Raw genomic sequence first — 12,685 nt, forward strand, 5'->3', positions numbered from 1 at the left:
TTCACGGGGATGACAGAATGCCTACGTTGTAGTTTGGCCGGTTTTGACGTAAGGAATCCCGTGGCTATCGCGATTGATCAACGAATTGCCAATGAACTCTCCGTGGCACCCACGTCGGTGAAGGCTGCCGTTACGCTGCTCGACGAGGGTTCAACCGTGCCGTTCATCGCCCGCTACCGCAAGGAAGCCACGGGCGGACTCACCGACGAGCAGCTACGTACGCTCGAGGAGCGACTCGCCTATTTGCGTGACTTGGAAGACCGGCGCAAGACTATCCTTGAATCGGTATCTGAACAGGGGAAACTCACCGACGAGCTGGCTGCGCAGATTCAGGATGCCGACACGAAGGCTCGTCTGGAAGACCTCTACCTCCCCTACAAGCCCAAACGTCGAACCAAGGCCCAGATCGCCAGAGAAGCGGGCTTGGAGCCACTCGCCGACGCGCTTTGGCACGACCCCACTTTGGATCCCGAACAGACCGCCGCTGGCTATGTAAACCCCGAAGTTGACATCAACGATCTCACCTCAGCGTTGAACGGCGCCCGGGCAATCCTGACCGAACGGTTCTCCGAAGACGCCGATGTCATCGGCCAACTGCGCGAACGTATGTGGAGCCGCGGCAGGCTCGTGTCCACAGTTCGGGACGGCAAGGAAGCCGACGGTAAGAAGTTTTCTGACTACTTCGATTTTGCCCAGGGTTTTGACAAGCTTCCCTCGCACCGCGTTCTTGCCATGTTGCGCGGAGAAAAGGAGGAAGTGCTCTCGTTGACACTCGAGCCGGGCGAAACCGAGGAAGACGTGGCCGCCTACGAGGCGATCATCGCCTCCCATTTCGGTATCCATGACCAGGGACGCGCAGCCGACAAATGGCTAGCAAAATGTGTCTCGTGGGCCTGGAAGACTCGAATAATCGTCAAACTTGGCGTCGACGTTCGCATGCGGCTGTGGAACAAAGCTGAAGACGAGGCCGTCGCCGTCTTCGCTGGGAATCTTCGCGACCTCTTGTTGGCCGCACCTGCCGGACAGCATGTGGTAATGGGACTCGACCCGGCCTACCGCACAGGGGTCAAGGTCGCCGTGGTCGACGCGACCGGCAAAGTCGTCGACACGGCGGCGGTATTCCCACACCAGCCCCAAAATCAATGGGACAAAGCTCTGGCCACGTTGGCGACGTTGGCGCAAAAGCACGATGTCGACCTGATCGCCATTGGCAACGGCACGGCTTCCCGTGAGACCGACAAACTCGCCGCGGAACTAGTCAAGGCATTGCCAGCCGCGAAGCTAAAGAAGATCATGATTTCCGAAGCTGGCGCCTCGGTGTATTCGGCCTCGGCCTACGCCAGTCGCGAGCTGCCATCGTTGGACGTGTCGCTACGCGGCGCGGTGTCAATCGCGCGACGTTTGCAGGATCCGCTGGCTGAGCTGGTCAAAATTGACCCCAAGCATATTGGGGTAGGGCAATACCAGCATGACCTGACCGACGCGAAGCTGACCCGTTCCTTGGACGCCGTCGTAGAAGACTGTGTCAACGCCGTCGGTGTGGACCTCAACACCGCGTCGGTGCCTTTGCTGGCGCGCGTCTCTGGGATCAGCGAGTCCATTGCGGGCAATATCGTGGCCTGGCGAGACGAAAACGGCAAATTCCCTGACCGCAAGACACTCTTGAAGGTGCCCCGCCTGGGGCCCAAGGCGTTCGAACAAGCGGCGGGGTTCCTGCGCGTACCGCAAGGCACCAACCCATTGGACACCTCTGCGGTACACCCGGAGGCGTATCCGGTGGTCGAACGGATTCTCGCGGCCACGGGAGGCGGGATCGAGACTGTCATAGGTAATTCGGCGAAGCTGCAGTCGCTCAAGCCTGCCGACTTCGCTGACGAAACGTTCGGTGTGCCAACGGTCAGCGACATTCTCTTGGAGCTGGACAAGCCGGGACGGGATCCGCGCCCTGAGTTCACCACCGCGTCTTTCGCTGACGGGGTAGAGAAGATGAGCGACTTGAAACCGGGCATGATCTTGGAGGGCGTGGTCACCAACGTGGCCGCGTTCGGGGCGTTCGTCGATGTTGGAGTACATCAGGACGGTTTGGTCCATATCTCGGCAATGGCCAACACCTTCATTTCCGATCCACGTCAAGTCGCTAAGCCTGGGGACGTTGTCAAAGTCAAGGTCCAGTCGGTGGAGTTGGAACGAAAGCGCATTTCACTGACTATGCGGCTGGATGAGCCGGAGCCCGATCAACGCCCGGCGGGTAAGCCGCAACAGCGGTCACGGGAGGGCCAGCCGCAGCGTCGACAGGGACGTGGGAATCCTAACGATGGTCGCCAGCGCGGTAGTTCCTCTGGCGGGGCCATGGCGGAGGCCCTGCGTAGGGCCGGTTTGACCGATTAGCTGATCAGTTGAAGCATGTGAACAGGGGACCAGACGTGCCCTGTTCTCGAAGACTGGCCAGTGGTGCGGTCTGTGCGCCGGGTATGGCTGTGGGTGCGGGTTGCCGGGTGGGCAATGTTGACGCGGCCTCGAGCATCTACAGTGGAGAAATGGTGATCCAACGGGGTTCGGACTCTGAACGGCTCTTTGACTTCCTGGTGGGAGTGGCTGTGGCGTTCTTCGTGGTCGTACCTCTGCCGCTATTTGCCTTGAGCGCTCGTCGCCAGGCGGGCGACCTCGAGTGGCTGGCCTGGATTGTGCTGGCCATTGCTTGTCTGGCGATCTTTTTTCGACGGCGCTATCCATTGACTGTCAGCATCGTTACCGTCGTGTGCACGCTGTTGTACTACCCGCTTAGCGACCTCGATGGTTTCGTGCTTTTGACGGTGGTGGTCGCGCTCTACACGCTCGCCTCAGTTGGGCGGGTAGCTGCCTCTGCTTTTCTCAGTACTGCGGTCTTCGCTGTCATCGTCATCAGCCAAGTGATGCGAGACTTCGTCAATGTCTCCATCATGAGTTTGCTTCTGATGGCGGGATGGTTCATTGCGGTCGTGGCCTTGGGTGGATTGGTGGGCAACTATCGCTCGTTTCGAGCGCAGTCGCAGGCCGCTATGGAGAGCGAGGCTAAACGGATGGTCTCGGAGGAGCGGTTGCGTATCGCTCGCGATTTGCATGATTCCGTGGGTCACCATGTGTCGCTGATTCGGGTGCAGGCGATGGCGGCGCTGCGTAAGGCGCGTAAAGATCCCGGGTATTCGGCTGCGGATACGTTGGAGGTCATCGGTGAGACAAGCCAGCAAGCGCTCAAGGAGTTGCGGTCGACGGTGCGAGTCATGCGGTCGGTCGACAGTGAGTCTCCATTGCAGCCACTTCCTGGCTTGGATGGGCTGGAGGAGCTTGTCGGGTCTGTCCGTGATTCGGGCCTGGCGGTGACGTTGGCGCACGAGGTGGACCGTCAGCTTCCTCGCGCGGTGGAGGTGGCGGTGTACCGCATCGTGCAGGAGTCATTGACGAATGTGACTCGCCACGCCCGTGCCAGCGCAGCATGGGTGTCTATCGCTTTGGGTCCTTCGTCGGTGGTGGTGTTGGTGGAGGATGACGGAATCGGCGGGAGCTGTAGCCCAGGTAGCGGCTTGGCCGGTATGCGGGAGCGAGCTGAGGCTCTTGGCGGTTCGTTCGTCGCGAAGCCCATTGGACAAGGTGCCCAGTCCGTTGGGGACGTGTCCGGGCGCTCCGACCGGGGGTTCATGGTGCGGGCGATCATTCCGGTGGAGGGAACATGATCTCAATTTTGCTGGTTGACGACCAGAGGCTGGTGCGGGCGGGTTTTGCCTCGATCCTCGGCGACGAGGACGATATGGAGGTGGTGGCGCAGGCGTCCGATGGGCACCAAGCGGTCGAATTGGCGCGTCAACTTCAGCCAGATGTCGTGCTGATGGATATTCGGATGCCGCAGTTGAACGGGCTTGACGCGACCAGGGAAATCTTGGGGGGCGACCGCTGTCCGCAGACCAAGATTATCGTCTTGACGACCTTTGATATTGATGACTATATATATGCCGCGTTGCGGGCGGGGGCCAGCGGGTTCTTGGTGAAGGACACCGACCCCGATGAGCTCGTACATGCGGTGCGGGTGGTGGCGGCCGGGGAAGCATTGATGTCTCCGTCGATCACGCGCCGTTTGATTAGCGAGTTTGTCTCCTCTACGTCACAGCGAAGGCAGCGTGACCCGGCGTTGAACGCGTTGACAGGGCGGGAGACTGAAGTGTTGACGCTTGTGGGTGCGGGTCTTTCGAACGACGAGATTGCCGGAGAATTGTTCGTCTCACCCGCGACTGCGAAGACGCACGTCAGCCGGGTCTTGTCAAAGCTTCGAGCGCGAGACCGGGCCCAGCTGGTCGTTATTGCCTATGAGTCGGGACTTATCACGCCGGGCACGGGGCGCTGAGGTCGATTTCTAGCCTGGGTCCAGCCGGGCGCCAATGTGGTCTGCCTCATTTGACCGGGATGCGTCCTTAATCTGGAAGCAGCCTCGTAGGCTCCGTTTGTTTGGGTGCTGAGAGGCCACCTACACCCACCGGTGTATCCACACCCGAGTCACTACACCCACGGGCTCACTCACAATGCCAGCTACAGACTGATGCGCGGCCCCTCTCCATAGGGCGAATGTTGTTGGCATGAGCAAAGAAACTGAAACCAAACCGGGAACGTCGGCCCTGAGCCGATTGTCGAGTTGGACCAACCGTCGGCCACTGCTCGCTCTGCTGATGTGGGCGTTGATCTTGGTCGGGACCGTCGGCGCTATGGGAGCCATCGGCGGAGACTTTTACGACGAGCACACCCTGCCTGGGAGCGAGTCCCAGGAGTTGGCAGACCTATTGGAGGAGGTCGCCCCGGAGGCGACCGATGGAACCATCCAAGTCGTCTTTGGCGCCGCTGCTGGCGTCACCAGCCCGCAGGTCGAAGCACAGGTCGAAGGCGTCCTCGCTGAATTGTCAGGCATGGACGGCGTCGCGAGAGTAGACGATCCATACACCTTTCACGGGAGCATTTCAGACGACGAGACGATCGGGTACACGACGCTCACTCTCGATAAGCCCCCGCTCGATATCGACAAGGATGAAGTACGCGCCCTGGTTGACGTCGTTGAGGACGCGACCAACGAAGAGGTCGCGTTCGCGATGGGTGGGGAACCTATTGCCAATTCACTCGAAGCCGCCGGAGGGGAAGCCGAGGGCTTCGGAATGCTCGCCGCCCTCATCATCTTGGTGTTCATGTTCGGCTCGTTGCTGGCCGCGTCGGTTCCACTGATCACTGCCATTTTTGCCGTCGGTACGGCGTTGGCTGTGATGACACTTCTGTCGCACGTGTTCACCTTCCCCACATATTTGGTACCGATGATGATGTTGGTCGGACTTGGGGTCGGTATTGACTACGCCCTCTTGATTTTTGCCCGGTACCGTTCCGAAATTCTGCGTGGCCGCGCCCGGCACATCGCCGGTGACATCGCCTTGAATACGGCTGGACGTTCCGTTCTCTTCGCCGGTTGTGTCGTGATCGTGGCGCTGTTGGGTCTGTATTCGCTTGGAATCAGCAGCATCCAAGCCCTGGCCCTTGGCGTGATGTTGACCGTAGCGGTAACGATGTTGGCATCGGTTACGTTGTTGCCTTCCCTGCTGGCTCTTTTCGGCCGCAGGCTGGAACGTCGCATTCTCACTCGGCAAGCAAAGCGCCGCCAGCTGGGTAAGGCAGAGCCGGGCAAGCGTTGGGACGCATGGGCGGGAATGATTGAACGCCGCCCCTGGTCAGCCATGCTGCTGGTGGTCATCATGTTGGGGTTGTTGACGGTTCCAGTGTTCGGTATGCGATTGGGTTTTGCCGACGCTAGCGCCGATGATGAATCAATGACCACCTATCAGGCACACGACATGTTGTCCGAAGGGTTCGGTCCTGGCTACACCGGACCTCTCATAGTCGTCACCAACGGTACCGAGGCTGACGCGGCGCAGGCCGAACGCAGCATGGCGGCGCTGGATAGCACTGAAGCTGTGGCTCCCGCTTTCGAGGTCGCCAACGGCGTGTGGCTCTCAACCGTGGTGAGTGTGGACAGTCCCCATGCGGAAGCGACGGAAGATCTGGTCCGCCAGTTGCGTGAGGATGTTCTCGCGCAACTGAGCGAAGCGAACGACGCTCAGTATCTCGTCGGTGGATCTACGGCCGCGGCGATTGATTTTGCCGAAGTCATGAGCGATAAGATGCCCTATTTCTTGGCCCTGGTCGTGGGAGTGTCCACACTGCTATTGATGATCGTCTTCCGCTCAATTTGGATCCCCGTGAAGGCCGCAGCGCTGAACTTGCTCACTATTGGTGCGGCATTGGGCATTGTGACGCTCGTGTTCCAAAACGGGTGGTTCAATACCGCAGAAGGCCCAATTGAGGCGTTCGTGCCGGTCATGATCTTCGCGATCGTCTTCGGCCTGTCGATGGACTACGAGGTATTCCTCGTATCGCGAATGCAAGAGGAGTGGAAGCGCTCCGGCAATGCGATAGCCGCCGTTCGCAAGGGTCTATCGACAACAGCTGGGGTCATCACCGCGGCTGCGGCGATCATGATGGTCGTCTTTGGCGCGTTCATCCTGTCGCCCGATCGCATGATGCAGCAATTCGGCCTGGGGCTTGCGATAGCCATCTTCCTAGACGCCATTGTCATTCGTTGCCTGGTCATGCCGGCAATCATGCGTTTGCTCGGTCAGCGTGCCTGGTGGCTACCCACCTGGCTGGACCGCGCGTTGCCACACGTCACCATTGAGCCCGAGCCTGCGCCGCAGCAGAAGGAACCCGATCTGGTAGGTGCGACTCCGCAAAACCACCGCACCTGATTCGTAAAGATTTCCGCGTGGTCCCGGCCAAGGCCGGGGCCACGTTTCTTGTGCATGGGTTGCCGTCTGTGATGGCCCCGGGACGGCAAAGACGTCCTGGCCACCAACAACGGCCAGTTGGCGGCGCTAGCTAAGTGCTCGTTTCAAGCTCTGGGGAAGGGAATGGCGATGGGGTACCGTATCGTGCGGTTGCGGATCTGGGTGGTGTTTGGGACGGTTGGCACTCTGGTGACCGACCCCTTCGGGTTGATGCCGAGGCGGACGTGATCGAGGATTATCGCATCAGACATGACCACGGACAATTGGTTGGCCGATACTCGAACCTCCTACGACACCGTTGCTGTCAGCTATAACGACCAAGCGCGCGATGCCATTGGTGGGGACCCTCACCGTCGCGCCGCTCTGGAAGTGTTCGCCGATCGTGTGAAAGCCGCTGGCGGGGGCCCAGTGGCAGACCTCGGCTGCGGCCCCGGACACGTCACCGCCCACCTGCGCCGACTCGGTGTCGACGCCTTCGGTATTGACCTTTTTCCGGGGATGATCGCCGTGGCCCGGTATGACCACCCCGACTTGCATTTCGAGGTGGGTTCGATGACCGACCTACATCTGAGCGATGCATCGGTGGCGGGTCTGCTCGCCTGGTGGCCGTTGATCCACATTCCCGACGATGAGGCACCGACTGTCTTTGCGCATTGCCGCCGGGTACTGCGTCTGGGCGGACCGTTGCAGCTGGGGTTTCACGTTGGTGACACCACACAGCTGGAAACGCAGCATTATGGAGGCCACCCCATGACGGTCTACGTTCACCGCCGGCAGCCTGACCAGGTGGCTTCCTGGCTGTGTGGGGCTGGGTTTGAGATCGAAGTCCAGTGGCTGTGTAGCCCGGATGACCACGTTCCGCAAGCATCTCTTTTCGCGCGCCGCTCGTCCTGACCAGCTGTCTACCACGACTGGTTACACTCCAAACGGATCAAGCCGATCATTCCGCAACGAGGCTGGACGAAGACAATCGGTCTAAGCACGACCCACTGCGTTGTCGAACAGGCCATCGGCCACCTTCACCTGGTCAAACACCTCCCCGTACGTTGGGAACGCCGACTCAGCCTCCACCGCTGCTTCACCGAACTCGCCGCGCTTATCTGCTGCAGCCGCCTCATGCAGGCAACGTGAAACGAGCTCTAAGGTCGGCAATGGAATACGTTACTGCGTACCCGCACCTAACCAGCACGTCGATATCGGAGCCTCCACGGAACTAACCTCAGGGCGCTCTAAGCCCTCGTGTAACGGACTTCTGGCAGTTCCGTGCCATCTGGCATGGAAAACGATGCCTCTGTTTTGTCGAAGGTAAAGCCGTGCTTTTCATAGAATCGCCGAGCTCGTTCATTGTCACGAAGAACCCAAAGCCGATAGGGCAGCAACTGTATTTGGCGCAGGTAGGTCAACCCAACATCGAGCAGTTCCGCTGCTATGCCTCGTCCCCAGTACTCAGTGTGCAAGTACAGGGCATATAGTTCCCCACCTTCCCCCGGATCAAGCTGTGCCGGGTCTTCGATCGTGCGGTAGGGCCCAACGTTGGCCCAGCCCACGATCACTCCGTCCGCTGTTTCAGCGACATAATTTTCTGTGTTTGGAGCCGGGTTCTCCAGTCTATTCCGCAATCGTGGAGACGCCTCAGTCGCCAAGTTGTCTAGGAACACCTGCGGCATAATCCCTCGGTACCCGTGCTGCCAGCCTCGAACTCGAGCTAGAGCTATCCCGTCGGCATCTTCCACAGTGGCACGGCGAATCTTCATAAGCCCAGTCTCCCACGGGACGTCCAGCAATTTTCGCCCTCGTAGCGCAGCTGTACACATTGCTCCCCACGACGATGGCCCGCATGAGAGTCACGTGATGGGCCACCCTAGTTGGCTCTGAGACTAGCTGGTGTTTCCACTATGGGCACTGCCCCTATCACCGTCGCGGACAGACGGTAACGCCGTTTCTTGATTCGGGCGGGCCCTGCCCCATGTGAGAAAAGCACAGTGGATCCGAACCCAATCCTCACTACTTGGCACGCTCCACCATGGTGATTGGCCGGTTTGCCGTTGACAGGGAGATAGCCCCAGACGTGACCTGCTGACCTGTACGCAGGGTGAGATACCTGTCGGTCAACGACAACCTCTACACATTGCACGCTCCGAACCAGATCGCTAATGCATGCTCTCTTAGAATCTGCGTGGGAGATGGCATTCATAGAGATGCCGACTTTGGTAGCCGCAAGAAGCGTGGTGGCTGGCCGCTAACGCTGCAAGCCAGCCCCAAAGCCCTCATGTGGTGCGCCGAATTTCCTTCAAATGGACACAGGCTCTTCCACTTCGCTAGTTCTCTTTCGATGAGCCCGGTCCTCGATCAACCGCTTCGCACGTTTGGCCAAGAGCATATTTACCCGCATGATGACAAGTGCGTTGATGGCATGGATTCCGAACATGACGTGGGTGACGGTGTTGTCCCCCAGGTTCGACCTGCCGATTGCCATTTGCACCATCATGAGGGCAAACACCGCCGCAGCCATACCAAGCGTTCCCCTCGAACCACGTGCGAGCAGTGCGAGGACCAGGTTGATCAGGGAAAGCGCCACCAGAATGTGTCCCAGATTCCGATGTTCGGAGAACGAGACGAAGGGAACGTCAAATTGGGCCGCTGCATAGCCAGCCAGGAAGAACTGGATCAGTACTCCCCAGCCAAGCGCATAGACCGACGTTGCGAAGACTCTAGGCATGAGACGCACCTGAGCCTGCGGTGTTCACAAGCGTATTTTCGATGTGAGAAGTTGCGGCGATCGCGCCGTAGGAGAGGAGGAAGGCCAGGCAATGGTCAAGGTATGTCGTTCCTTGCCATGCTTCGACGTCTGCTGGGGTGATTCGTGACGGTTCGATCGCGGCCAGAAGAATCAGGCGTGCCGCTTCGTGTTCTTTCTCCAGGGACGCGATTTCTTGGTCGATCCAGTCGACTCGAGTCGGAGGATCATCGAGGAATTGTCTGATAGAAGTCTCCAGCTTCTGGGCGGTATCGTGACTGACTAGTTCGCGGCCCTGAGTGGCCGTGGCTTTGAGCCTGGCCCAGGCGGTTCCCACCGGTTCGTCTTGAGACCACCTCGGTATGTCGAGGTCCACCGCCCAGTTATGCATATGGGATTCGAGCTCGCAGCGGCGTGCGGGTTGCAGCTCTTGATCGAAGAGTCTTTTCCAGGTTGGCGTCACCTTGGATTTCAAGGTTTCTGCATTGACCTGGCCTGCCGGTGCGAATGAGTCGGTTGTCAGGGCCTGCACCATTCTTGTAAAGAAGTGGAAGAACAAGGCGGTGCCGATGATTCGCGGTGCGACATCGTGCGAAAAGGGCCCCTCGACGCGTGCGGGATCACAGACATCACCGGTGAATGTCGACCGTGCCCACACCGCGACTCCCGCGTAGTCCCTATTGCCGGGAATCTCCCCCTGCATGAGTTCTTCGGCCAATTCGTGGGCCCCCGCAGCGTGAAGGAGGAAACCGTGAGCGCTCGTGCAATACGAGCATCCACTCTCCCGCGCTATCGCGATGGCCACGACTTCCTTGGTGATGCGTTCCTGACGGCCGCCGACGAGGAGAGATTCTCGTAGTGCGGCCCACGCGGAGGCCAATAGTTCCGGAGCCGCGGATAGCGCCATGAGCGGAGGGGGGAGGGTGCCCAGCTCAAGTTTGGCGTTCTTGTAAACAACCGCCACAGCACCGGTGGCGTCTTCTTCTCTCACCGGAGCGACCAGTTTGAACGGTGATGACATCTTGAGTCTCCTTCGCTGCTACCGGTTTCCCGGTGGTTTCAAGGTGAGCTCAATGGTGGAGGATTTCAAGTTGAGAGTCGTCAACCCAGTGCGGGCAATTTTAAGTCCTACGTCCGATGCAAATCTTGAGCTTTGTACTACGAACGCGGTAGATAAATTATCAACCCAGCGATTGACGACACCAGTATCAGGCTCACCTACAGTTAATGCATGATTCGCACGTTCTTCCAGTCACGCACTCGCCTCGATGCCTTCCTGGCCTTGGTGTGCGTGCTGGTGGCAATCGCACAGGGGGCTATAGCCGAGCGGATGGGGCTCCTAGGTTGGATCTTCCTCCTCATCGGTCCCCTCGCCCTGCTGCTACGGAGCCGTTCGCCGCGCGCTGTGCTGCTCGTGACATTCGGAGCCTCGGTCGCCGTCATCCTCACCTCAGACATCGGATACTTGCCGGTGGTCGCCGTGTTGGTGTCAATCGTGACTGTGGCAGGGGCAGGACACTACTGGTTGTCCTCAGCTGTGGTCGGAGGAGTACTCGCCTCAGTAGTCGCGATGCGGTTGCCGGATGGTGGCGGCTCGGTGACCGAAACTCAATTGCTCGAGTTCATGGTGTTTGCCGGATGGTTCCTGGTTGCGTTGAAGGTGGGCGTCGCCCTCCGCTTCTACCGGCTGGCCATGACCGAGTCTCAGGAAAAAGTGGCCCAGATGGAGCGCAGCAGGGAGGAGACCGCCCTACGCAAAGCAAGCGAAGAACGTCTGCGTATCGCAAGGGAACTGCACGATTCGCTCGTCCACACGATATCTGTCATCCGTGTGCATTCCAGTGTGGCCGTCCACCTGGCGCGTAAGAAAGGCGAGGTAGTACCGGATTCGACATTGGCGATATACGAGGCTGCGCAGGAGGCCAATCGTGAACTTCGACAAACTCTTGGCATGCTACGAGATGAGGAGATTCAGAACGGAATCTCACGCTTGGAAGATCTGGTGAACCGTTCCCAGTCAACGGAGCTTGCTGTAGACCTCAGGGTCGATCCGCAACTCGAATCAGAATCCGAAAAAGTTCACATTCCATCTACTGTGGATCATACTGTCTATCGCATCGTGCAAGAATCATTGACTAATGTGGCGCGGCATTCGACGGGAAACAAGGCCGAAATTTCCATTGCGTATGCCGATCGTGGCATCGACGTCTTGGTAGCCGACAACGGGCACATTTCGCCCTCAGTCGCGACAGCCCCGGGCAACGGCCTAACAGGAATGTCGGAGCGGGTGTCGGCGCTGGGTGGGGAGCTAACAGCTGGCCCAAGTGAGTCTGGTGGGTTTCGCGTCCACGCACGGCTTCCCGTAGCGGCGTCGCGATGATCACGGTAATACTGGCGGACGACCAGGTCTTGATGCGCGGTGGCTTCCGGGCCCTTATCGACGCCGAGGATGACATGACCGTACTGGCCGAGGCAGCCAACGGCAACGAAGCAGTTGCGCAAGCGCGAATCCATCAGCCCGACCTCGTCCTCATGGATATTGAGATGCCTGAGGTAAACGGCATTGAGGCCATGGCCGAAATCGCAGCGGATGCGTCCCTGTCATCGGTACGAGTCGTCATGCTGACCAACTACTCATTTGACAACTACGTATTCCAGGCACTTAAAGCTGGGGCGGCAGGATACTTGATGAAGGACATGGAGCCCGCCGAACTACTACGATCGATTCGTTGCGCTGCCGAAGGGGACACATTGTTGTCCCCGACCATCACCCGCAAGCTCATCGAAGACTACGTCACCCGCCCGCTGGCTGGCCACGAGACCGAGCTAGTAAAGCGACTTACCGCCAGGGAGAAGGAAGTAGCGACACTGCTATCTCGAGGATTGAGCAACTCCGACATCACCGAACAACTAAGAATCAGCCCAGCTACCACCAAGACCCACATCAATCGAGCCATGAACAAATTGGGAGCCCGCGATCGTGCTCACCTGGTCGTCATCGCATATGAGACTGGGCTCGTCACCCGGTCGGTTCAGAGAATGGATTGACAAAAGTGTCGCTGCGCCGAGAGCATAGTCGACAAGTTAAGAGCTCCTATCAGGT

At 59.1% G+C, this 12,685-nt stretch carries 10 protein-coding genes; 7 read left to right on the plus strand and 3 right to left on the minus strand.

Translation table 11 applies throughout. From position 1 onward, the window contains the following. Positions 1 to 9 precede the first annotated feature (9 nt). The 5 genes from JQS30_RS09775 (at position 10) to JQS30_RS09795 (ending at position 7,739) form a co-directional block, all read left to right on the plus strand. Positions 10 to 2,388, plus strand: a complete 2,379-nt coding sequence (locus JQS30_RS09775; RefSeq protein WP_343076134.1) for a Tex family protein — start codon at positions 10 to 12, stop codon at positions 2,386 to 2,388. Between the two features lie 149 nt (positions 2,389 to 2,537). Beyond that, positions 2,538 to 3,710 carry a sensor histidine kinase gene (locus JQS30_RS09780; protein ID WP_213170101.1) on the plus strand — a complete coding sequence of 391 codons (1,173 nt, stop codon included), beginning with the start codon at positions 2,538 to 2,540 and terminating at the stop codon, positions 3,708 to 3,710. Next, complete coding sequence (locus tag JQS30_RS09785) at positions 3,707 to 4,375, plus strand: response regulator transcription factor (RefSeq protein WP_213170102.1); 669 nt, start codon at positions 3,707 to 3,709, stop codon at positions 4,373 to 4,375. Before JQS30_RS09780 ends, JQS30_RS09785 begins: the two co-directional genes overlap by 4 nt. A gap of 229 nt (positions 4,376 to 4,604) precedes the next feature. After that, complete coding sequence (locus tag JQS30_RS09790; protein ID WP_213170103.1) at positions 4,605 to 6,806, plus strand: MMPL family transporter; 2,202 nt, start codon at positions 4,605 to 4,607, stop codon at positions 6,804 to 6,806. 288 nt (positions 6,807 to 7,094) lie between these two features. Continuing rightward, complete coding sequence (locus JQS30_RS09795; protein ID WP_213170104.1) at positions 7,095 to 7,739, plus strand: class I SAM-dependent methyltransferase; 645 nt, start codon at positions 7,095 to 7,097, stop codon at positions 7,737 to 7,739. A 335-nt stretch (positions 7,740 to 8,074) separates the two neighbouring features. On the opposite strand, the gene JQS30_RS09800 is transcribed toward JQS30_RS09795, so the two are convergent. From JQS30_RS09800 to JQS30_RS09810, 3 genes are all read right to left on the minus strand, one after another. Then, positions 8,075 to 8,599, minus strand: a complete 525-nt coding sequence (locus tag JQS30_RS09800) for a GNAT family N-acetyltransferase (protein ID WP_213170105.1) — start codon at positions 8,597 to 8,599, stop codon at positions 8,075 to 8,077. Between the two features lie 536 nt (positions 8,600 to 9,135). After that, complete coding sequence (locus JQS30_RS09805) at positions 9,136 to 9,564, minus strand: DUF6220 domain-containing protein (RefSeq protein WP_213170106.1); 429 nt, start codon at positions 9,562 to 9,564, stop codon at positions 9,136 to 9,138. After that, positions 9,557 to 10,603: a carboxymuconolactone decarboxylase family protein gene (locus JQS30_RS09810; RefSeq protein ID WP_213170107.1), complete on the minus strand. Its 1,047-nt coding sequence runs from the start codon at positions 10,601 to 10,603 to the stop codon at positions 9,557 to 9,559. Before JQS30_RS09810 ends, JQS30_RS09805 begins: the two co-directional genes overlap by 8 nt. A gap of 210 nt (positions 10,604 to 10,813) precedes the next feature. Between JQS30_RS09810 and JQS30_RS09815 the strand changes: the two genes are divergently transcribed. Together JQS30_RS09815 and JQS30_RS09820 are read left to right on the plus strand one after the other, a co-directional pair. Continuing rightward, positions 10,814 to 11,962, plus strand: a complete 1,149-nt coding sequence (locus JQS30_RS09815; RefSeq protein WP_213170108.1) for a sensor histidine kinase — start codon at positions 10,814 to 10,816, stop codon at positions 11,960 to 11,962. Continuing rightward, positions 11,959 to 12,630 (plus strand): response regulator, encoded by a 672-nt coding sequence (locus JQS30_RS09820; RefSeq protein WP_213170109.1) that lies wholly within the window; start codon positions 11,959 to 11,961, stop codon positions 12,628 to 12,630. The genes JQS30_RS09815 and JQS30_RS09820 overlap by 4 nt, the downstream gene beginning before the upstream one ends. The last annotated feature ends 55 nt before the right edge of the window (positions 12,631 to 12,685 follow it).

The organism is Natronoglycomyces albus, from assembly GCF_016925535.1.
Taxonomy (GTDB): Bacteria; Actinomycetota; Actinomycetes; order Mycobacteriales; family Micromonosporaceae; genus Natronoglycomyces; species Natronoglycomyces albus.